Source organism: Sphaerobacter thermophilus DSM 20745, assembly GCF_000024985.1.
GTDB lineage: Bacteria > Chloroflexota > Chloroflexia > Thermomicrobiales > Thermomicrobiaceae > Sphaerobacter > Sphaerobacter thermophilus.
Genome location: NC_013524.1, coordinates 677,880 through 698,252, shown reverse-complemented (window position 1 = coordinate 698,252; position 20,373 = coordinate 677,880). Strand labels below are relative to the sequence as shown.

Below are 20,373 nucleotides of genomic sequence, written 5' to 3'. Positions count from 1 at the left end.
TCCCCTGCCTACGGATTACGCAATACGCACTACGCAGTACGCGAAACGCTCCTTACCCCCCGACGCGGCTCTCGAGCCAGCGGATGTACCGGTCGCGCTCGCGCGCGAAGGTGGCGCGGGCGGCTTCCGGGGTGAGGTGGACGGTGTAGGCCAGCGTGTCGAACGGCCCTGCGAAGACGACGTAAGACGGCTCCGGGGGCGCCTGCTCGATGAGGTAGACCCGGCTGTAGTAGCCGCGGAGGCGCCCGGTTGCCGCCGCATAGTCGCCCGACCGGATGCGCCGCCGCAGGTCGGCCAGGTGCTCGGCAAAGGTGAGCGGGCGGGTCGGCATCGGTGTGCCCCCTCGACGGCTGCAGGCTAGACGGCCCCGGTCGATCGTCATGCGTCGTACGCCTCATTTGATCGCGCGTGGCTGACAGCACCCCCTCACCTCGCCGGCCGCGTCGATGAGGGTTCGTTCAGGCAGAAGGCGGGAGGCACAGTATACCAGTCGTCTCGGAGCACCGAGACGTCACGCTCGGCTGCAACCATGGCAGGACCCCGCGCGTTTCTTCAGCGGTGGGGCCCGGCATCGCGCGTGCCGCACGCGGTGCCGCCCGACCCTGCCGGTCATGGCGTGTGCAGGAGGAGGTTGTGGCGCGGATCCTGATCGTGGAGGACGACCCGGCCATCCAGTCGTTCCTCGTCGAGACCCTGCGCGCGGCCGGCCATGACATGCTCGTCGCCGGCGATGGTCAGACCGGGGTGACCCTGGCCCAGGAGGCGCACCCCGATCTCGTGCTGATGGACCTGCAGCTCCCTGTGCTCGACGGCGCCGCGGCCACGCGCCTGCTCAAGAGCGACCCGGCGACCGGGGACATCCGCATCATCGCCATGTCGGCCGCCGCGACCTTCCACCTCGACCCGGCCCTGCTGCCCGCGGACGGGATGCTGGAGAAGCCCTTCGACCTCGACGTCTTGCTCGGCGCCATCCACGGCCAGCTCGTCACCGCTGGCGTCGCCTCCCCGTAGCTGCGGCGCGAGCGCCCGCCGCGGCCGGCAAGGCGCCGGCGCTGACTGAGACGGTGCGCGCCATGGTGGGGGCGCTGCCCGACACGCTCGGAGGCCTCCGCGATCGGGCGCTCCTGTTGCTCGGCTTCGCCGGCGCCTTCCGCCGCTCCGAGCTGGTCGGCCTCGACGTCGCCGACCTCACCTTCACCGGCGTCGGCCTGGTGGTGAGGCTGCGGCGCTCGAAGACGGACCAGGAGGGGCAGGGCCGGCCGGTGGGGATCCCCTACGGCGCGCAGCCCGACACCTGCCCGGTGCGCGCCGTGCCTCACCAGCGGCCCGCTCTTCCGGCCGGTCGATCGGCATGGGCGCGTGGGGGCCGTTCGCCTGTCGGATCAGGCCGTGGCCCTGGTGGTCAAGCGCGCGGCGGAAGCGGCCGGCCTCGATCCCCGGCACTACGCCGGCCACCGCCTGCTGGCCGGCCTGGCCATCAGCGCGGCCGCCGTCGGCGCCTCGGAGCGGGCCATCATGCGCCAGACCAGGCACACCAGCGAGCGCATGGTGCGGCGCTACATCCGCGATGGGAGCCTCTTCCGCGACAATGCCGCGGCCGTTGTGGGGCTGTAGCGCACGAAAAGGGGCAGCACAGCCCACGGGCCAACATAGGTATCAGGAGAGGATATCGGTGGGATGGCGGCTGAGCCGCCGCAAGGTGGCAACGGCCCGCACGCTGGCGCTATGGAGCAGACTGATCGCCGGATCGCGGAGCGGCACCATCACCACCGGGCCAGCGTCGCGAAGAGGCGACCGATCTGCGTGACCGATCGACACTCATGCGCCTGAAGTTCGGCCGTCTCAGGGCGTCTCCAGCCACTCGCGTAATCGTTTGGTCAGAAAGACCTCGTATTGGAGCGCCCCCAACTCGTCCGCGGTCACGTCAATACCCTGCTCCCTCGCCCGTCTGGCCAACCACTCCCACGGGTGCTCATCCTGGGGCAGGTCGTCATCAGCGAGGGCAAGGTTCAGCGCGTTCTGTCGGATCTTGTCTGGGGTCAATCCAGTGCGGATAGGGGCCGCATTCTCCAGGACCACCCGCCGCCCATCCTCTAGCTCCACGAGCTCCCGGACTGAACTGAGGCTGAAGCCAAGCTCCCGTGTGACGACAAGTCGTCCATCCTCCAGCTCGAGGAACTCCCGGATTGAGAAGCTCTGCGACGGTCCCGGATCTGGAGCCCCGGTCGCAAAGTCGCAGATAGCGCCCATGCGGACCACCCGCCCGGATCGACCCTGGTGGGCCGGATTTCCGGCGTCTGGGTCGAGCCTCGGGTCATACGGGGACCAACCTGAACGTTCGATCACAACCTAACCTCACGTTCCGCTGTAACAGCCGAACAGTACGGCATCAAGGATAGCAACGAAGGTTAATGATGGGAGAGAAAAAGACTCCTGGCGGATCAGGCCGATCGATGAGATCGACATCGACGAAGCCGCGCCACCCGACGAACTGCACTTGGTTGCTGCAGATCCACCTTGCGTTCGCCCAACGGCCGGAGCCAGGCCCTGAATAGAATTCACCCTGGCCGACAGTAAGCGTGACCCAATCGCAGACGAAACTATAACAGGCATAGGCCTGCAAGAACACCTGTACCCTGGCCTTACTCGGGCATGTGCCACCCACATACTCCCACCAGCCGTGGATGGAAACGGCATCACGGGTTTCCGATATGTGCGGGTTATCAATACCCTGTGCATACTGACAACCACCGGCCGTGATTACCTCTGATGTCCAGGCTGGAGAGACTGTCCATTGGTCATAGGGAGCAAAGTGCCCACCTGGGGGAACAACGGGGGTTGTGTCTGCCGCTGAGGTGCCTTCTTCGACCGTAACCGGGTCCGCCGCCTGAGCGGGGCCAGTCATACCGACGAGCAGGAGCATCACCACACTCGCCACCGCCAGCATTCGCATTCGTCTTCGTCGCACAGCCATCCCCCCCTTCCGAAGCACGTAGCTGATACGGTCCCCCGACGCGAACAGCAGGGCGAAGCTAGTCGACCATAAGCGGGTGTCTTGACGCTCTTGATGGCTCTTGAATCTTGGCTATCAGACTCTTTGCGCTCTTAATTCGCGTGGGCTCACCGCACGACGGTGAGTACAGCATAGTACAAAACCCAGCGCATGTCTATCAGCCTGGCTGGGTCATGCCGCAAATCTTCATTATTGCATTGCATGGGGTTACTCGAGCGGCTGATCGGCCGCCCGCTCGATCCGGGCGCTGGTCTGCTCGAGCACGGTCAGCAGGGCCGCGGTGTAGGCGGCTTCGGCCGCGGCCGCTTCGTCGTACCGGCGCCAGTAGGTGCGCCGGTGCATACGCGGCGGCTTGCTGGGGAAGGGCGCCTGCAGGTTGGCGGTTCCCCCCAGCCTCATCCGGATCCGCTGCACCCGGCGCCGGGGCCGATCCACCGCGTCGGCGCGCGTGCTCGCGTAGGCCAGCCGGTGGCAATGCCGACACCGGAAGCGGCCAGCCTCGATCCCCCGCACTACGCCGGGCACCGCCTGCGGCCGGCAAGCCCAGCGCCAGGGCCCACCAGGAGCCGGCGATGAGCCCGACCAGCAACCCGGCCAGCGCGGCCGACAGGGGCACGGCCGAGAAATCCGACCGTGCTCGCACCGCCCCGGAGTGCGAAGAGCGCGGCGCGCACAAGCCGCCAGTGCAGGGCAGCGCGCAGGTAGTGGAACATGTCGCCACCGTGGCCAAGGCGTCCGCCGGGTCGTGCGCCTCTCCCGGCGTCGCCGCCGCCCCGTCGACACGCTTTCCGAGCCGACCCGATCGTACCTGACCCGGCCGCGCCGCGTGTCAGTACCCTTCCCGCTGGTCCACCACGTTGCGCAGCGGCTCATCCCGCCGGAACCGGCCGATGTTGTCCAGCAGCACCTCGATGCCGCGCTCCCAGTAGCGCGGCGTGCCGCCCGAGGTGTGGTTCGTGATGAGCACGTTCGGCATATCCCACAGGGGCGAATCGGGCGGCAGCGGCTCCGGGTCGGTCACATCCAGGCCGGCCCCGGCGATCTCCCCCGCCTGCAGCGCGGCGATCAGCGCCTCCTGGTCGACGATCGCGCCGCGGCCGATGTTATAGAGGTACGCATCCCGGTGCATGGCGCGAAACTCGGCCGGGCCGAACAGGTGACGCGTGCGCGGTGTCAGCGGCAGGCAGATGGCGACGTGGTCCGACTCGCCCAGCAGCTCGTGCAGCGCCTCCGGGGGATAAACCCGCTCGACGCCCCGCGGCGGCTCCCCCGGCCGGCGGCGCAGCCCGATGACCCGCATCCCCAGCGCTGCCGCGCGCCACGCTAGCTCCGCGCCGATGTCGCCGAGACCAACCACCCCGAGCGTCTGCCCGCCCAGTTCGAACCGCCGCGACGGGTGATGCCACTCATGCCGCACCTGATAGCGCATCAACTCCGGCAGCCCCCTGGCGAACGCCAGCATCATCGCCAGCAGGTGCTCGGCGATGTTCGGCGCGGCAACCCCGCTGTTGTTGGTCACCACCAGGTTCCGCTCCACCAAGGCGGGCGACAGCACGCCATCCACCCCGGCGCCCGCGAAGTGCACCCAGCGCAGCGCCGTCGCCGCAGCCAGCGCCTCCGGCGGAACCCGCCACGTCACTAGCCCCTGTGCCCCTGCCAGCGCTGCCGGGAGCTCCGCCGGCTCGGTGCAGACGACCACCTCCAGGTCCGGAAACGCCTCGCGGATGCGCTCGACATAGGCAGGCTCCAGATCAATCCCCACCACAAGACGGCTCAGTTCTGCCACGGCGCGCTCCTCCGCTCGATCTCCCGGCACTACCACCAGCCCCGGCCACCCCACCGGGCTCCGCGCCGTTATCGCACGTGCGACGCCGGGCTGTAAACGCCACACGGGGTACCGGCACCTTGCGGGTTTCTGCTTATCGAGCGGCGCAACAAGGAGGACTTCAACAGTGACTGGGAGTCGGGCAGGCGGTCACGACATTCGGCAAGACATCGGTGTGCCGGGGATGGCGCGTCGTGCAACGCTCATAGCGACGAGCGCGGTTTCTGCGACATGTATTGCACGAGGGCGGGGTCTGTGCTAGATTGAGGTCAAGCTGAGACCTAGGCTGCATAACCGTGGGCGCCACGTGTGCGCTGGAGGAACGATGGTACCTTCTGAGCTACAGCGGCGGATTGCCGAGCGCTACGACCAGCTCAGCCCCAAACAGCGGCAGGTGGCGCGCTTCATCGCCGACAACGAGGCCTTCACGGCTTTCGCGTCCGCTGCCGAGCTGGGCAAGGCGGTCGATGTCGACGCGGCCACGGTGGTCCGCCTGGCGCAGTCTCTCGGGTTCAGCGGCTACGCGGAGTTGCAAGGGGTGATCCGCGGCCGCATCCCGGAGCGCCTGACCTTCGTCCAGCGTATCGAACAGCAGCGGCAGCAGCCCATGGACCGGCAGCAGTTGCCGGTGCAGGTCTTCACCAATGACATCGAGAACCTGAACCAGACGCTGAATCAGACCCAGCCGGAGGCGATCGAGGCCGCGGTGGAGGCGATCTGCCGCGCGGACCACGTGATCGTCGTCGGCATGGGCTTCTCGGCCGCCGTGGCCGTCTTCCTGGGGCACGGGTTGAACAGCCTGGGCATCCGCACCACCGTGCTGACCGAGGGCGGCTCCACCTTGACCATCACCCTCGCCAATCTACGACCCACCGACCTCATGATCGGCGTCAGCGTCTGGCGCTACCTGCGGGACACCGTTGCGGCCCTGGCCGGCGCGGCCGAGCGTGGGGTGCCGACGATGGCCCTGACCGACAGCAGCGTATCGCCTCCGGCGCGCATCGCCGACCACGTCCTGGTCGCCGCCACGCGCGGGGTCGGGCACAGCTTGTCGCCGGTTGGCCTCATAGCGGTCGTCAACCTCTTGCTGGCCGAGATCGCGGTCCGGGAGCCAGAGCGCGCTCTGGCCGTGCTGCGCGAGGTCGATCGCCTCTACCGAGAGCAAGGGATGGTGGACGGAGCGGAGCAGAACGGGTGAGCCGTGTACGGCCGCCGGAGGAGAGGAGATGGTGGATGGCCGATAATGAGAATCCCAATGTGACGGGAAACATGGATCGCCTGTACCGGACGGACCTGAGCCGCCGGGCCCTGCTTCGTCTCGCCGCGGGTTCCGCGGCCGGGCTCTCCTTGTCCGCACTGCTGGCGGCATGCGGCGGTGGGGACTCGACGCCCACGCCTTCGGGCGGTAGTGGGCAGCAGGGGGCGGCCGACTCGACCCCGACCCAGGCGAGCGACGGCACCCCGGCGGCCGATGAGACACCTGAGCCGGCCGGTGAGGGCGGTGGGGTCATCACCGTGGCGATCACCGCGCCGCTCCAGTCGCTTGACCCGGCGAACCACCGGGACCGGGTGACGGAGACGGTCCTCCGCGCCATGTTCGACGGCCTGGTCACCCGCCGGCAGGACGGCGAGATCGTCCCGGAGATCGCCGAGTCCTGGGAGCAGATCGATGACACCACGTGGGAGTTCAAGATCCGCTCGGGCGTGACGTTCCACAACGGCGACCCGCTCACGGCCGAGGACGTGCGCTTCTCCCTGGAGCGCGTGGCGATGGACGGCATGATGGACGGCGAAACCTCGCCGCGCAAGAGCCTGCTCCCACCGATCGCCGAGATCACGGCGCCGGATGACCAGACCGTGCGCATCGTGTTGGAGAGCGCGGTGCCCGAGGCGATCCTGCTGGCGGGCCTGGTCCACAACCAGATCGTGCCGAAGGCCTACGTCGAGGAGGTCGGCGGCGAGGGGCTGGCGGCCAAGCCGATCGGCGCCGGGCCGTTCAAGTTCGTCGAAGGCGACGTCAGCGACCGGATCGTGCTGGAGCGCTACGACGATTACTACGGCGGTTCGCCGGACATGCCCCCGGTCGGCCCGGCCAAGGCCGACGGTGTGGTCTTCCGGGTGATTCCGGAGTTGTCGTCGCGCCTCGCCTCGCTCAAGGCCGGCGACGTACACATCGTCCAGAACCTGAATGTGGACAGTGCGCGGTCGCTCCGCACCGACCCGAACATCGTAGTGAAGTCGTACGAAGGCACGCGGACCACCTGGCTCGCCATGAATGTGACGCGGCCGCCGTTCGACAACAAGCTGGTGCGCCAGGCGATGAACTATGGGCTGGATGTCCAGTCGATCATCGATGAGGTGCTCGGCGGCGAGGCGGTGCGCATGACCGGCGCGGTGCCGCCCTTCAGCCAGTTCTACGATGACTCGCTGCAGCCCTACCCCTACGACCCGGACAAGGCCAAGCAGTTGCTCGAAGAGGCTGGGGTCGGGACGAACTTCCAGTTCGTGCTCGACGCCCAGGAGCCGGACCGGGCGGTGGCTGAGATCATCGTGCAGCAATACCGCCAGCTTGGGTTGGACGCCAGCGTCCGCATCTGGGAGTGGCCGGTGCTGCAGGAGGCGACGCTCAAGGGTGAGCGGCAGATGCTGCTCGGCTCGTGGGGCAACTCCTTCCGGCACCCGGTCGACCTGATCAACCCGACGCTCATGACCGGCGGCCGCGGCAACTACTCGCAGTACAGCAACCCGGAGCTGGACGAGTTGCTGGAGCGGGGCGCTGTGGCTAGCAAGGAAGAGGCGGCCGAGATCTACAAGCGGGTGCAGCAGATTCTGTATGAGGATGCCCCCTGGGTCTTCCTCTGGGTGCCCAACGAGGTCGAGGCCGGGTCCGCGGCGCTGCAGAACTGGGAGCCCGGTCCGGACGGCCGCGAACTGCTCGCCGACACGTGGCTGGCGAGCTAGGGCGCGCCCGTGGCCGGCATGCCCGGCCGCGTTGATCCTCCGGTAGGGGCGGGTGACAAGCCCTGCCCCTACCGGGGTAGAGTTTCGGGAGTACGGGAGTGCGGGCGCCCTGCCCGTCCATCCCGTGGTGAGGGGACGCGCGACGGGCGAGGCTCCGTGCGACGCCCGCACGCCTGGGAACACGGCGATCACAGCGTAGCGGAGAGGACGGAACGCGTTGCGCGCGGCGCGGATCGTGGAGCGACTTATCGCGACCGGCGTGTTGATGCTGGCCATCGCCGTGTTCGTGTTCTTCTTCATGCGCTACCTGCCGGGGGACCCGGTCGACCTCATCATGGGCCAGGAGGGCAACGTCTCCCAGGAGCAAATCGACCTGCTCAAGGCACAGTACCGGCTCGATCAGCCGCTCCATGTCCAGCTCAGTTCATATCTCTCCGGCGTCCTGCAGGGGGACCTCGGCACGTCGATCGTGCAGCGCAAGCCGGTCACCGGCCTGATCATGGACCGCTTCCCGGCGACGATCGAGCTCGCCCTCGGCGCGCTTCTCTTCGCGCTGGCGGTGGCGCTCCCGATCGGAACCCTCTCCGCCTACTGGCGCAACTCGCCGGTTGACCGCCTGAGCATGGCCGGGGCCTTCGTCGGCATCTCGATGCCCGGGTTCTGGCTCGGGATCGTGCTCATCATGCTCTTCGCCGTGCACCTGAAGTGGCTCCCGGTCGGCGGCCGGGCGACGATCGGTCTGGAGCCGGAACACGTCACCGGCCTCTACGTGCTCGACAGCATCCTGACGCGCGACGGGAAGGCCCTCGTCGACAGCCTCAAGCATCTGGTCCTCCCCTCGGTGACGCTCGGCGCGGTCATGGCCGCGCTTCTGGCGCGGGTCGTTCGCTCCAGCATGCTGGAGGCGCTCAGCCAGGACTACGTGCGCCTCGCGCGGGCCAAGGGGCTGCATGAGCTGGTGGTCGTCGGGAAGCATGCGCTGCGCAATGCCCTGATCCCGACCGTGACCATCCTCGGCCTGGAGGTCGGCACCCTGCTCGGCGGCAACATGATCGTCGAGACCGTTTTCTCCTGGCCGGGCATCGGCCGTCTGGTGGTGGACGCCATCTTCGCCCGGGACTACCCGCTGGTGCAGGGGGTCGTCATCATCTACGCCTGCACCTTCGCGCTCGCCAACCTGGCCGTCGATATCGCCTACACCTACCTGAACCCGAAGATCGCGCTCTAGTCCGGGGAGGGAGTGGACCGATCAGCAAGGCGCAGCCGACGATCACTGAGACGACGTACTCGAAGCCGCCGGGGCGATTTGCCGCCCTGCGGAGCCGGGCCCTGGTCCGTCTGCGTCTCGCCGGGCGTGGCCTGGCTGGCATTGCCGTTGAGCTGTTCCACCACCCGACGGCGCTGCTCGGCGGCGTGATCGTCCTGATCTACATCCTGGCCGCGATCTTCGCACCCGCCATCGCGCCGCACGGCATCGACGAGAGCCAGCTCTCCCAGCGGCTGGCGGCGCCGGCCGGGTTCGGCGGCGATGGGTACATCCTGGGCGGCGACCCGGTTGGGCGCGATCTCCTCAGCCGGATCATCTACGGCGCGCGGGTCTCGATCGCGATCGGCGTACTCACGACCCTCTTCTCGGCCGTGGTCGGGGTGCTGCTCGGCGCGGTCGCGGCCTACTACCGTGGCCCGCTGGACGCGGTCGTCAGCCGGATTGCCGACTTCCTGCTCGCCTTCCCGATGCTCATCTTCGCCATCGGCGTAATGACGATCCTCGGACCCGGCTTCTGGATCATCATCCTCGCGCTGACCTTCAAGTCCTGGGTCGAGTTCTTCCGCCTGGTGCGCGGGGAGATGCTGGCGGAGAAGACGAAGGAATACGTCGAGGCCGCCCGCGCCCTCGGCCAGCCCGGCTGGGCGATCCTCCTGCGCGAGACGCTGCCGAACGTGATGAACCCGGTCATCGTCGTCGGCACGCTCCGCATGGGCACCTTCATCATCGCCGAGGCGTCCCTCTCCTTCCTCGGGCTGGGCATCCAGCCGCCGACCCCGGCCTGGGGCTCGATGGTGGCCGAGGGGCGCGACTATATGCTCGATGCCTGGTGGGTCGCAACGTTCCCAGGCCTGGCCATCTTGATCCTGGTCCTGAGCATCAACCTTCTGGGCGAGGGGCTGCGCGATATCCTCGACCCACGGTTGAAGGCCCAATAGGGCCACGGGGAGGTAGGCAGATTCCCGATGCAGACGACCCGGCAGGCGCCGACCAGCGGCACACCCCTCCTGGAGATCGACGACCTCGCGGTCCAGTTCGCGACCCGGCGCGGCACGGTGCGCGCGGTGGACGGCGTGAGTCTCCGCCTCCACGAGGGCGAGATCCTCGGCATCGTCGGAGAGTCCGGCAGCGGCAAGAGCATGACCCTGCTGTCGATCCTCCGGCTCATCCCGCGCCAGGGACGCATTGCTCGGGGCGCGATCCGCTACCGTGGTCAGAATCTGCTTGACCTCCCGATGGGCGCCATGCGCGCGCTGCGCGGCGGCGACATCGCCATGATCTTCCAGGACCCGATGACGACGCTGAATCCGGTGTTCCCCGTCGGGGAGCAGATCCGCGAGGCGCTGCGTATCCACGGCCGGCTCGACCCCGACCGCAAGCGCCGCTGGCCGCACGACCTGATCGACCGCCAGCGACTGTGCGCTGAGCGCGAGGAGGTCGTGCGGGTCATGCACGAGGTCGGCATCCCGGCGCCGGAGCTGCGCTACCGCGACTATCCCCATCAGTTCAGCGGCGGCATGCAGCAGCGCGCGCTGATCGCCATCGCGCTCTCGTGCCGACCGCGCATCCTGCTGGCCGACGAGCCGACCACCGCGCTCGACGTCACCATCCAGGCGCAGATCCTGGACCTGATGCGCCAGATCAACCGCGACCACGGCACGAGCATCATTCTGGTCACGCACGACCTCGCCGTGGCGGCGGAGTTCTGCGACCGGATTGCGGTTATGTATGCTGGCCGCATCGTCGAGAGCGGTGCCACCGAGGAGGTGCTCTTCCGGCCGCGGCACCCCTATACCGAGGGGCTGCTGCGCTCGATCCCCCGGCTCGAAGGCGAGCGTACCCCACTTGAGCCGATCCCGGGTGAAGTGCCGGACCTCGCCGCGCTGCCGGAGAACGCCTGCCCATTCGCGCCCCGCTGCCACCGGGCGATCCCGGCCTGCACGGCACAGGTGCCGCCCCGGGTCGAGGTCGGCCCCGGCCACTACGCGCGCTGCCTGCTGCTCGATGCCGACCGGCGGGAGGGAGAAGCATGACGGCAACACACGACCGCACGCTGGTCGAGGCGCGCGGCGTTGTTAAGCACTTCGTGTCTCGTCCCGGCATCGTCGCTCGCCTCATCGCTCGTGAGAAGGAGACGGTCCTTCAGGCGGTCGCCGGGGTCGATCTGGCGGTCCGTCGAGGAGAGACACTCGGCCTGGTCGGCGAGAGTGGCTGCGGCAAGACGACGCTGGGTCGGCTCCTCCTGCGCCTGCATGAGCCGACCAGCGGCGAGATCTACTTCGACGGAGAGCGCATCGACAACGCTAGCGGCGAGCGGCTGGCCCGTTTCCGCCAGGAGGCGCAGATCGTCTTCCAGAACCCGTACGCCTCACTCAACCCGCGGAAGACGGTGCGCCAGATCCTGGCCGTGCCGCTCGCGCGCCGGGGTGTGCGCGACTACTACGCCCAGGAAGCCGAGAGCGTGGCGCTGTTGCGGCGGGTGGGGTTGAATGAGCGCCACCTCGACGCCTACCCGCACCAGTTCAGCGGCGGCCAGCGGCAGCGCATCGGCATTGCCCGCAGCCTGGCCGTCCGCCCGCGCTTCATCGTCGCCGACGAGCCAGTTTCCTCGCTCGACGTGTCGATTCAGGCGCAGATCCTGAACCTCTTGGAGGAGCTGCAGGAGGAGTACGGGCTCTCGTACCTCTTTGTGGCTCACAACCTGGCGGTCGTCCGTCACGTCAGCGACCGGGTGGCGGTGATGTATCTCGGCAAGATCGTCGAGCAGGCGCCCACCGACGAGCTCTACGCGAATCCGCAGCACCCCTACACCCGCGCGCTCCTCTCAGCCATCCCGCGACTGGAGCGCCGACCGCGCGAGCGAATCGTCCTCCGTGGCGACTTGCCGGATCCGACCAACCCGCCGTCCGGCTGCCGCTTCCACACCCGCTGCCCCTACAAGATCGGCCGCATCTGCGAGACCGAGGTGCCGCGCTGGGTGGAGCGGAACGGCCACGGCGTCGCCTGTCACCTCTTCGCGTCCGAGGCGACCACGGGAGGGAACCGATGAGCGAGCCTGCCACGGCGAGCGCCGCCATCCGCGTCGTCGACGTCGCCGGGAGTCACCGGGAGATCGGCCGCCAGCACGGGCAGGCTGTCCAGTCGCTCGCGCCGATGATCCGCGCCGCCGCCGAACGCCACCAGGCTGAAGTGCCGCTCCCGGCGGAGGCACGCCGAGCGCGCCTCGCCGAACTGCGCGCGGCTCTCGAGCGCCACTCTCCGGCCACGCTGGAGCAGATCGCCGGGCTGGCCGAAGGCATGGACATCGACCCGGACGTCCTCTTCGGCGCGGCGACCGCCTCCTACCTGCACAATCTCGCCCGAGCCGGACACCCCGGCCCCGAGGAGGGCTGCACTACCTGGGCGGCCAGCGGCGCCGCGACCCGGGACGGTACCCCGCTCCTGGTGAAGAACCGCGACTACCGGCTCGATCACCTGTCACTTCAGATCGTCCTGCGCGTCCGGCCCGAGCGGGGGATCCCCTGGTGCGCGGTGACGAGCGCCGGCGCGCCCGGCGTCTACAGCTCCGGCATGAACGCGGCCGGTCTGGCGATCGCTGACACGCATGTCCCCTCGCGCGACCTGGGGCCCGGGCTGCCACGCTACAGCCTGATGCTCCACGTGCTGGAGGAACACGAGACGGTCGACTCGGCGCTGGCGTACCTCGCCTCGGTCCCGATGCAGGGCACGGGCAACCTCGTCCTGGCCGACGCTCACGGCACGCTCGCCACCGTCGAGTGCGGCTACCATACGCGCGCCATCGTGCGTCGCGCGGGCGATGCCGTGGTGGCCACCAACCACTTCGTCTCTCCCGCGCTGGCGGACGCCTACATCGAGGCCTGGCCCGACGCCGCCGACCACTCCCGCCGCCGCTATGCCGCCGTCCAAACCGCGCTCGCCGAGGCCGCCGGGCAGGTCGATCCCGCCTTTGCGCGGGCTCTCATGGCGCGGCACGACGGCCCGGTCGGCTCCATCTGCGTCCACCGCACCCCGGAGCGCGCCTCAGAGACGATCTCCTGTACCATCTTCCGCCCGGCAGACCGCCTTCTGGAAATTGCCCACGGCCTGCCGTGCGCCAGCCCCTACCAGACAATCCCGGTCGTCGCGGAGTAGCGCGGGCGCGGCATTGTCCGATACGACAAGCGGGAGGGAGCGCGCTCCCTCCCGCTTGTGGGTTGTTGGGGGTGACGTTCCTGAAGCCACGCTGTGGCCGTGGATCAATCGGCGTCGTTCACCGCGATCTCGATGCCGAAGAGCGGCGGGTACATCTGCGAGCCGAAGGCATCGGGCTCGCCGGGACTGCCGGCTGGGCGTCGCCGCCGGATGGTGAACTTGATCGCCTGCGCCGGGTCGAAGGCCGCGAAGCTGACCACGTCCTCAACCGGGATGTGGTAGAGCTCGGCGATGCGCTGCGGGGTAAGTGCCTCGCTCCGCTTCGCCGCCTCGTAGTAGCGCGGCTCCCGGAAGATGATGTCGAAGGTGACGTGGTCGACCCCGGCATTCTTGCTCCGGATCGTCGTCGCCATGTCCCGCAGCTTCATCGTGGTGCCGGTCTCTCCTGCCATCGGATCTCCTACCCTCCCACCGTCAGCAGTCGCGTGCGGAAGAGTTCACGCGGGTCGTTGACCGGCAGCACGTGGGCGACCGTCCACTGGTAGCCCGGCCGAGCCGCCAGCACCTCATCGGAGAAGAAGGACGCCCCGCCCGCGGTGCCCTTCACGACCGGCAGTCGGGCGTAGAACATGTTGCGTGAACCCATCGCCGCGATCTCGTCGGCCATCGCCCGGGTCGGGGCCACGGCTTCGACAACCACGGCCACCTCGTGCCCGACGACCTCCGGTGTCGGCTCCAGGTAGCCCATCACGCCGTTGCGGCCGAAGACATGATAGAAGAGCTCGTAGCCCCCGGGCTGGCCGGGCGGGCCGAAGCGTTCCTCCACCTTCTTCCGCGCGAAGGCGATCACTTCGTCCAGATAGGAGAGGGTGATCGGGTCGCGGATGCCCATGATCGCCAGCGCCCGCTCGCCGACCTTGCCCGCACCCTCCAGCTTGATCGTCGGGCGCGGAGCCTCGATGAACCGCGGGCCGGTGACGCGCGTCCGCCGCTCGTCGATTGCCTCATACCGGATCTCCCGCAGGTCGAGCGACCCGGCCGCGACCGTTTCGGTGAACGGGTCGATCCGCTCGTACATGGCGTGCCCGGCGACCGACGCGGGCGTGCAGCGCTGGCCCGGGTGCATCGGCTCCAGCACCAGGTCCTCATCGGTGATCGTGCCGATGACGGTCTCCTTGCCCATGTAGGGCTCGGCACAGAAGGAAGCACACTCCAGGAGTTTACCCAGGCAGTAGGCGAGCGCCTTCGGGTAGCCCGCGCGCAGGGCAGGCGCCGCGAAGATGGCGCTGTCCGACGCCCGGCCGGTGATGATGATCTCCGCCCCGGCATCCAGCGCGTCGATGATTGGCTCGGCGCCCATCACCCCCACGATCCGGTCGGTGCGGTCTAGCGTCGCCTCGTCCAGGGGCGGCCGGCCGTTCAACCCGGCGATCTCCACCCCGTCGCGGATCAGCCCGCGCAGAAACTCGCGGTCGATCTCGGAGTAGATCGCGGCGACGCGCACCGGGCCGAGCCGCTCCCGCTCGACCACCTCCTGCACCATCGCCACGTAGTCATCCACACCCCGATCGGTACCGGTGTCGGAGGCCGAGCCGATGATGGCCGGGATCCCCAGCTCGCGGGCGCCGCGGACGATCAGCTCGATGTCGTGCATCTGCCACTCGCGCGGGCTGTGGGCCTGGTCCGAGCCGAGCGGGTAGGGGCCGATGTCGCAGCTCCCGGAGTCGGCCACGATGGCGTCCGGCTCGTGCCTGAGGCCGATCTCGAAGCTGCCGCGCTCGATCGGCGTGAAGCCGAGATGCCCGGTGGGCGACATGAGGCGCATCTGCCGTTGGGTACTCATCGGTCCCGAAGCCCCCTCTTCCTTCCGCGCTTCCCCGCGCGGGACTGGGCGCACCCGCGCGGGCAGGGCCGCGCTCCCCCGCCGTATATCCGGTCTGATGCTGCAACGATCATAGCGAAGAAGGTGGCATGGTGCAAGCGTGATTGCAGGTCGGTGTGTGGGGTGGGGTGGTGGGGAGGGGTCCAACACCGCGGTCTGTGCCCGGGACTGAAGCCACCGGGCTGACAAGTAAAGCCGGCTGAAGCCGGCTGGGGTGGGACAGTCCTCACACCCTTGCATGGTGTCCCGCCGCCCGGTTCGTGCCCGGGGCTCAAGCCGCCGGGCTGAATACAGGGTAAGCCCACTAAAGGGGCTGTGATGGCTATATCCAGACGGATCCGATCCGGCACCCCGCCGGGCGCTGCGTCCCCAGCCCCTTCAGTGGGCTTCGCCGTGTCAGCCCGGGGATTTATCCCCGGGCACCGACCGGACGGCGGGCACCCAACGCCACGGTGTAAGCCCTGGTCCGCCTCAGCCCGCTTTAGCGGGCTTTTCGTTGTCAGCCCGGAGGTTTACCCCCGGGCAAACGCCACCGCGCGAAAACCCTCCCACCACACGTGCTGGCCCATGCCACGGCCCGGGCGTCCGCGCAGGCGCGGCAGGGCCGGGGCCTCGAATCCGCTCCTACGAGGGGCGTGCGCTGTCCTCCCCCCGCTCGCTGGCGGCGGAGTAGATGCGGTGGAAGTAGCGGCTGGGGTGGACGGCGAGGAGGCGCGTGGCGGTGAAGCCGGCGCGGGCGGCGAGGAATTCCCAGGTGTCGTAGCTGAGGGGGTAGGGGACCCAGCGGTTGCCGTGGTCGGTGTCGTACTCGACCAGGAGCAGGCGTCCGCCGGGTCGGAGGTAGCCGCGGATCAGGCGCAGCACCGGCTCCTTGTCCCGTACGAAGTGGAGCGAGTTGGCCATGACGATGCCGTCGAGCTGCGGCAACGGGAGCGGGCGGGTGAAGTCGGCCACGAGGAGGTGCAACGTCGTGGTCGGGAAGCGGGCCTGCATCGCGCGCTCCTGCCGGCGGAGTGCGTCGGCGTCGCGGTCGACGGAGTAGATCGTCGCGCCGGGGCCGAGCAGGTCGGCCAGCGCCAGGGTGAAGGCGCCAGTACCGGAGCCGAGGTCGGCCCAGACCCCTGGCTCTGTGGGTACCCCGTCGCGCAGCAGGCGGACGTGGTCGGCGTGGTCCATGGTCGGCTACCCGTCCTTCCTGGGGTCTGGGGCGGTGCGGGGGCGCACCATGTCCTGGCGCGCCGGCCTCGGGAATGATCAGGCGGCGGAGAACCCGTCCCCGCCGCCCGTCGTGCGCGTGTGGCGTGCCTCCGCGTTTGGCTAGACCTCAACGCCGAGGTAGCTGCGGAGGAAGTACACGAGGAAGGCGAGGCTGGCGATGTGCATCGCCGGGTGCACCTCGCGGAACTTCCCCTTGAAGATCTTGATCAGCGTCCAGGTGATGAAGCCGGCGCCGATGCCGTTGGTGATGTTGTAGGTCAGCGGCATCATCACCATCGTCGCGACGACCGGCAGTCCCTCCTCGAGGTTCGCGAAGTCGATGGCCCGGCCGACGATCGTCCGGCCGTCCTGCGTGCGCGTCTCGCGCTCGCTCAGCACCGACATCATCATCCAGCCGACGATGATCAGCGCCGGCGCCGTCGCCTGGCTCGGGACGACCTCGACCAGCGGCGCCAGCGGCATCGCCAGCAGGAAGAGGATGCCGGTGACCACTGCCACCAGCCCCGTGCGCCCACCGACGCCGACCCCGGCCGCTGACTCGATGTAGGTCGTGGCGGAGGAGGTCCCTGCCGCGCCGCCCGCGACCGCCGCGAGCGAGTCGACGACCAGCGCCCGCTGCGCCTGGGGCAGCTCACCCTTCTCGTTCAGGTAGCCCGCCTGGCTGCCGACCCCAATCAGGGTGCCCATGGTGTCGAAGAAGTCGGAGAGCATGAGCGCGAAGACCACCAGGATGGCGGTGAGCACGCCCAGTTCGGCGATGAAGCCGAAGGAGAACTGACCGATCGTGCCGAAGTCGGGCGTCGCGATCCACTGGCTCGGCAACTCAGCCACGCCGGGCGCAAACGCGTCGGTCCCGGTGACCGCCTTGGCAATGATCGCCGCCACCGTGCTGCCCAGGATGCCCCACAGGATTGCGCCCCTGACGTTGCGCGCCATGAGCGCGATGGTGAGGGCCAGACCGAAGGCGGTGACGAAAACCGGCGCCCCGCGCAGGTCACCCAGCGCCACCAGGGTCGCCGGGTCGGCGACGACGATCCCGCCGTTGACCAGCCCGATGAACAGGATGAAAAGCCCGATACCGACCGAGATAGCCTTCTTCAACTCGGTTGGGATGGCGTTGAACACGGCCTGCCGGATGCCGAGCAGCACCAGCGCCGTGATGACGAGACCCTCGGCCACGATCACGCCCATTGCCTGGGGCATGGTCAGCCCCATCGAGCCGACGAGCTGGAAGGCAACGATGGCGTTGAGCCCCATCCCCGGCGCGATGGCGTAGGCGCGGTTCGTCGCCAGGCCCATGATGATCGTCATCACGCCCGCCACCAGCGCCGTCGCGGTCGCGGTGGCACGGATCGGGAATTGATCGGGAAGATCAGGATTGCCCAGGATGATCGGGTTTACGAAAAGGATATAGGCCATGACCATGAACGTGGTCAGGCCCGCCATCACCTCCGTCGGGACGGTTGTCCCGAACTCCTTGAGATGAAAGAACCGGTCGAGGAACCCCTCGGTTCCCGGCTCCTGCCGTGTCGCGACCGTCTGCTGACTCACCGTACGCTCCACCTCCCGCGAAAGACCACCGCCGCCGGTTCATTCTACACGACGAGTGTAGGGTCTGTTGACCGGATGCGCAATGGATCGTGAGCGTCAAGTCCTGCGAACGTATGCACCTCTCTCCCGCCTTCGGGAAGGGGCGGCCCGTCGCCGGATACGCGTCACGCAGATGGGAGTAGGGAACGGTGAACCAGATCAGCAGACAATGCCCGCCCGAAAATGCCGGGCGGGCGGGGTATGTTCTGTACTCACCTGTGGGGAAAGTGCGGGGCGCGTTACCAGGTGATCTTGAAGCCCTGCGAGAGGCCGAGAGCCATGAGGCCGAACAGCGCTACGAAGTTCAGCATCAACAGGACGACCAAGGCGACGGCGGCCCGGCCATAGGCGCGTTCAGGACTCTCCAACGGTCTTTCCTCCTCGATCGACGGTCATGACCGCACGCTGCTGCAGAGGATAGGCCAGTCCGTGCCGCCTCGTCAACGGTTGGGTGGGGTGGAAGCGGAATGACGTGGGAGCGCCGGAATCTTGCAGGCTTCGGGCATAGGACACGATCCGGAGCGTGGGCGCCGAACGGAGCAGTGCCGGCCCCGTCCGCTGGCATGTGCCCGGGGGTAAACCCCCGGGCTTCCCCTGTCAGCCCGGCGGCATTACCCCCCGGCCCGGACCACGGCGCAGGAACCTTCGCGCCACCCATCTACGGGTGCCAACCACGCCGCGGCGCCCCGCGCACCATCCGTCTGCGGGCGCCTGGCATCACGCCGCGCCATACCAAAGCGGCGGCTTTGCCGCCGCACTCCAAAGCCGGCTTCAGCCGGCTTCTATTAGTCAGCCCGGGGGTTTACCCCCGGGCACGCGCCACGTGCGGGGTTCTTCACACCAGCGGTCTGGAGATTCGCGGTATTCGTCTCCTCACCGGAACAGCAGCTCGCGCTCGAAGTCGTCGGCCTGGGCGAGGCCGAGGGCCTCGCGGGCCTCGGAAACGGCGTAGAGGGAGCCGGTGACGCAGATCAGGTCTTCCGGCGCGGCGGCATCCAGTGCGCGGTGTAGCCCGGTGGCGATGTCGGGAGCCTCCTCGACGGCGAGCCCGGCGCCGCCGGCCGCCCGGGCGGCGGCTGCGACCTGGGCCGGATCGGCGGCCCGGGGGTGGTGGGAGGCAGTGGCGATGATCCGGTCCGCCAGCGGGGCGAGGATCTCCAGCATCGCCGGGATGTCTTTGTCCCGGGCAATGCCGAGGACGAGCGTGCGGCGGCGCTGTCCGAAGGTGTCGACCAGCGCCTCGGCGAGGCGGGCGGCGGCGTCGACGTTGTGCGCGCCGTCGACCACGACCAGGGGCTGCTCACGCACGACTTCCAGGCGGCCGGGCCAGTGGACCGCTGCCAGCCCGGCGCGGATGGCGTCCTCCGGGATGTCGATGCCCTGCTCGCGCAGTAGCCAGCAGGCGGCGACGGCCGTGGCTGCGTTCTCCACCTGGTGTCGCCCGCGCAGCGCGACGCGCAGGTCGCGGATGGTCCCCCACGGGCCGGTCAGGTCGAAGCCGGTGTCGGTGCCGGTCGCATGCCAGTCGCGACCGGCCCGGTAGACCGGGCTGCCGCGCTCGGCGGCGATCCGCTCCAGGGTGGCCAGGGCTTCGGGCGGCTGTGGGCCGAGGACGACCGGGCGGCCCGGCTTGATGATGCCCCCCTTCTCGGTCGCGATCGCGTCGAGGGTGTCGCCCAGGATGGCGGTGTGGTCGTAGCTGATCGGGGTGATGACGGCGACGGCCGGGGTGACGACGTTGGTGGCGTCGAGTCGCCCGCCGAGTCCGACCTCGACCACGCCGACCTCAACACCAGCCCGAGCGAAGGCGAGGAAGGCGAGCGCGGTGGAGACCTCGAAGGCGGTGGCCTCGCCCCAGTCGGGCCGCGCCTCGGCCAGGCGGCTGTTGACCGCGGCAAGCTCGGCGGTCAGGGCGGCGAAGTCCTCAGGCGTGATCGGCTCGCCGTCGATCTGGACCCGCTCGCGGAAGGTGTGGAGGTGGGGTGAGGAGTAGAGGCCGGTGCGTTTTCCCGCGGCGCGCAGGATGGCGGCGACGCAGGCCCCGGTCGAGCCCTTCCCCTTGGTGCCTGCGATGTGCACGGCGGTGAAGCGCTCCTCGGGGTTGCCGAGCGCTTCCAGTAACCACTTGGTGCGTTGGAGGCCGACCGTCTCGGCGTCGAAGGGGTTGGCTACGAAGCCCCGGTCGTAGCCGGAGCGCTCGATGATGTAGGCGATCGCCTCCCGGTAGTCCATCTCCCCCCTCCCTCGCCGCGGCGTTAAACCCCGTTTGTCCCGACGCTCATCATAGCGCCCGGGGCGAGTTCGTGCGCGGGGTGGGGAGGGATCCGCATCGCCTTGGGGACGGCAGTCACGACGGTGTAGGTGGTGCCGGTGGTGAGGAGCGCGGCGGTGCGTGCCGGGCGGGCATTATCACCGGCCGGGCGCGTGTGTGGAGGGATAGGAAACAGTACGCAACCAGTGTGGGA

Annotated in this window: 19 protein-coding genes; 9 read left to right on the top strand and 10 right to left on the bottom strand. The window is 68.9% G+C overall.

The genetic code is table 11. The annotated features are described in order from the left end of the window. Nucleotides 1–52: 52 nt before the first annotated feature. Nucleotides 53–331 carry a hypothetical protein gene (locus STHE_RS15260; protein WP_012873486.1) on the bottom strand — a complete coding sequence of 93 codons (279 nt, stop codon included), beginning with the start codon at nt 329–331 and terminating at the stop codon, nt 53–55. Between the two features lie 302 nt (nt 332–633). On the opposite strand from STHE_RS15260, the gene STHE_RS15255 reads away from it, so the two are divergent. Both STHE_RS15255 and STHE_RS18235 read left to right on the top strand, forming a co-directional pair. After that, nucleotides 634–1,011 carry a response regulator gene (locus STHE_RS15255; RefSeq protein WP_012873485.1) on the top strand — a complete coding sequence of 126 codons (378 nt, stop codon included), beginning with the start codon at nt 634–636 and terminating at the stop codon, nt 1,009–1,011. A gap of 348 nt (nt 1,012–1,359) precedes the next feature. After that, on the top strand, nt 1,360–1,614 hold the full coding sequence (locus STHE_RS18235) for a site-specific integrase (RefSeq protein WP_052295395.1): 255 nt from the start codon (nt 1,360–1,362) through the stop codon (nt 1,612–1,614). Nucleotides 1,615–1,842: 228 nt separating this feature from the next. Here the strand turns inward: STHE_RS18235 and STHE_RS15245 are convergent, their stop codons facing one another. The 3 genes from STHE_RS15245 to STHE_RS15235 all read right to left on the bottom strand — a co-directional run bounded on the left by STHE_RS15245 (nt 1,843) and on the right by STHE_RS15235 (nt 4,799). Continuing rightward, the gene (locus STHE_RS15245; protein ID WP_012873484.1) at nt 1,843–2,250 is read right to left on the bottom strand and encodes a hypothetical protein; all 408 of its coding nucleotides are present in this window, start codon (nt 2,248–2,250) and stop codon (nt 1,843–1,845) included. A 970-nt stretch (nt 2,251–3,220) separates the two neighbouring features. Then, nucleotides 3,221–3,412, bottom strand: a complete 192-nt coding sequence (locus tag STHE_RS18870) for a hypothetical protein (RefSeq protein WP_148220122.1) — start codon at nt 3,410–3,412, stop codon at nt 3,221–3,223. Between the two features lie 430 nt (nt 3,413–3,842). After that, complete coding sequence (locus STHE_RS15235) at nt 3,843–4,799, bottom strand: D-2-hydroxyacid dehydrogenase (protein ID WP_012873480.1); 957 nt, start codon at nt 4,797–4,799, stop codon at nt 3,843–3,845. A 364-nt stretch (nt 4,800–5,163) separates the two neighbouring features. Here STHE_RS15235 and STHE_RS15230 point away from each other — a divergent pair, with 364 nt between their 5' ends. From STHE_RS15230 to STHE_RS15200, 7 genes are all read left to right on the top strand, one after another. Beyond that, nucleotides 5,164–6,036 carry a MurR/RpiR family transcriptional regulator gene (locus tag STHE_RS15230; RefSeq protein ID WP_012873479.1) on the top strand — a complete coding sequence of 291 codons (873 nt, stop codon included), beginning with the start codon at nt 5,164–5,166 and terminating at the stop codon, nt 6,034–6,036. Between the two features lie 35 nt (nt 6,037–6,071). After that, the gene (locus STHE_RS15225; RefSeq protein WP_012873478.1) at nt 6,072–7,799 is read left to right on the top strand and encodes an ABC transporter substrate-binding protein; all 1,728 of its coding nucleotides are present in this window, start codon (nt 6,072–6,074) and stop codon (nt 7,797–7,799) included. A 217-nt stretch (nt 7,800–8,016) separates the two neighbouring features. Continuing rightward, nucleotides 8,017–9,027 (top strand): ABC transporter permease, encoded by a 1,011-nt coding sequence (locus STHE_RS15220; protein WP_012873477.1) that lies wholly within the window; start codon nt 8,017–8,019, stop codon nt 9,025–9,027. Between the two features lie 20 nt (nt 9,028–9,047). Then, on the top strand, nt 9,048–10,004 hold the full coding sequence (locus STHE_RS15215; RefSeq protein ID WP_425376007.1) for an ABC transporter permease: 957 nt from the start codon (nt 9,048–9,050) through the stop codon (nt 10,002–10,004). 27 nt (nt 10,005–10,031) lie between these two features. Next, nucleotides 10,032–11,099, top strand: a complete 1,068-nt coding sequence (locus STHE_RS15210) for an ABC transporter ATP-binding protein (RefSeq protein WP_012873475.1) — start codon at nt 10,032–10,034, stop codon at nt 11,097–11,099. Continuing rightward, the gene (locus STHE_RS15205) at nt 11,096–12,115 is read left to right on the top strand and encodes an ABC transporter ATP-binding protein (protein ID WP_012873474.1); all 1,020 of its coding nucleotides are present in this window, start codon (nt 11,096–11,098) and stop codon (nt 12,113–12,115) included. The genes STHE_RS15210 and STHE_RS15205 overlap by 4 nt, the downstream gene beginning before the upstream one ends. After that, nucleotides 12,112–13,218 carry a C45 family autoproteolytic acyltransferase/hydrolase gene (locus STHE_RS15200; RefSeq protein WP_012873473.1) on the top strand — a complete coding sequence of 369 codons (1,107 nt, stop codon included), beginning with the start codon at nt 12,112–12,114 and terminating at the stop codon, nt 13,216–13,218. The genes STHE_RS15205 and STHE_RS15200 overlap by 4 nt, the downstream gene beginning before the upstream one ends. A gap of 104 nt (nt 13,219–13,322) precedes the next feature. Here STHE_RS15200 and STHE_RS15195 read toward each other — a convergent pair whose 3' ends face one another. The 6 genes from STHE_RS15195 to STHE_RS15175 all read right to left on the bottom strand — a co-directional run bounded on the left by STHE_RS15195 (nt 13,323) and on the right by STHE_RS15175 (nt 20,140). Then, nucleotides 13,323–13,670, bottom strand: coding sequence for a DUF4387 domain-containing protein (locus STHE_RS15195; RefSeq protein WP_012873472.1), 348 nt, complete (start codon nt 13,668–13,670; stop codon nt 13,323–13,325). A gap of 8 nt (nt 13,671–13,678) precedes the next feature. Beyond that, on the bottom strand, nt 13,679–15,061 hold the full coding sequence (locus tag STHE_RS15190; RefSeq protein ID WP_012873471.1) for an acyclic terpene utilization AtuA family protein: 1,383 nt from the start codon (nt 15,059–15,061) through the stop codon (nt 13,679–13,681). Nucleotides 15,062–15,724: 663 nt separating this feature from the next. Continuing rightward, entirely contained in the window at nt 15,725–16,276 is a 552-nt protein-coding gene (locus STHE_RS15185) for a class I SAM-dependent methyltransferase (protein WP_012873470.1), read from the bottom strand. Between the two features lie 141 nt (nt 16,277–16,417). Then, a complete protein-coding gene (locus STHE_RS15180; protein WP_012873469.1) occupies nt 16,418–17,869 on the bottom strand; it encodes an NCS2 family permease in 1,452 nt (483 codons plus the stop codon). 278 nt (nt 17,870–18,147) lie between these two features. Further along, nucleotides 18,148–18,276 (bottom strand): hypothetical protein, encoded by a 129-nt coding sequence (locus tag STHE_RS19595; RefSeq protein ID WP_012873468.1) that lies wholly within the window; start codon nt 18,274–18,276, stop codon nt 18,148–18,150. A gap of 505 nt (nt 18,277–18,781) precedes the next feature. After that, entirely contained in the window at nt 18,782–20,140 is a 1,359-nt protein-coding gene (locus STHE_RS15175; protein WP_012873467.1) for a bifunctional folylpolyglutamate synthase/dihydrofolate synthase, read from the bottom strand. Nucleotides 20,141–20,373: the final 233 nt, after the last annotated feature.

Excerpts from the sequence above, each read along its gene's own strand:
- STHE_RS15175 (WP_012873467.1), bottom strand. The coding sequence starts at position 20,140 with ATGGACTACCGGGAGGCGATCGCCTACATCATCGAGCGCTCCGGCTAC.
- STHE_RS15185 (WP_012873470.1), bottom strand. The coding sequence starts at position 16,276 with ATGGACCACGCCGACCACGTCCGCCTGCTGCGCGACGGGGTACCCACA.
- STHE_RS15230 (WP_012873479.1), top strand. The coding sequence starts at position 5,164 with ATGGTACCTTCTGAGCTACAGCGGCGGATTGCCGAGCGCTACGACCAG.
- STHE_RS18870 (WP_148220122.1), bottom strand. The coding sequence starts at position 3,412 with ATGAGGCTGGGGGGAACCGCCAACCTGCAGGCGCCCTTCCCCAGCAAG.
- STHE_RS15190 (WP_012873471.1), bottom strand. The coding sequence starts at position 15,061 with ATGAGTACCCAACGGCAGATGCGCCTCATGTCGCCCACCGGGCATCTC.
- STHE_RS15225 (WP_012873478.1), top strand. The coding sequence starts at position 6,072 with ATGGCCGATAATGAGAATCCCAATGTGACGGGAAACATGGATCGCCTG.
- STHE_RS15200 (WP_012873473.1), top strand. The coding sequence starts at position 12,112 with ATGAGCGAGCCTGCCACGGCGAGCGCCGCCATCCGCGTCGTCGACGTC.
- STHE_RS15205 (WP_012873474.1), top strand. The coding sequence starts at position 11,096 with ATGACGGCAACACACGACCGCACGCTGGTCGAGGCGCGCGGCGTTGTT.
- STHE_RS15210 (WP_012873475.1), top strand. The coding sequence starts at position 10,032 with ATGCAGACGACCCGGCAGGCGCCGACCAGCGGCACACCCCTCCTGGAG.
- STHE_RS15195 (WP_012873472.1), bottom strand. The coding sequence starts at position 13,670 with ATGGCAGGAGAGACCGGCACCACGATGAAGCTGCGGGACATGGCGACG.
- STHE_RS15260 (WP_012873486.1), bottom strand. The coding sequence starts at position 331 with ATGCCGACCCGCCCGCTCACCTTTGCCGAGCACCTGGCCGACCTGCGG.
- STHE_RS15245 (WP_012873484.1), bottom strand. The coding sequence starts at position 2,250 with ATGGGCGCTATCTGCGACTTTGCGACCGGGGCTCCAGATCCGGGACCG.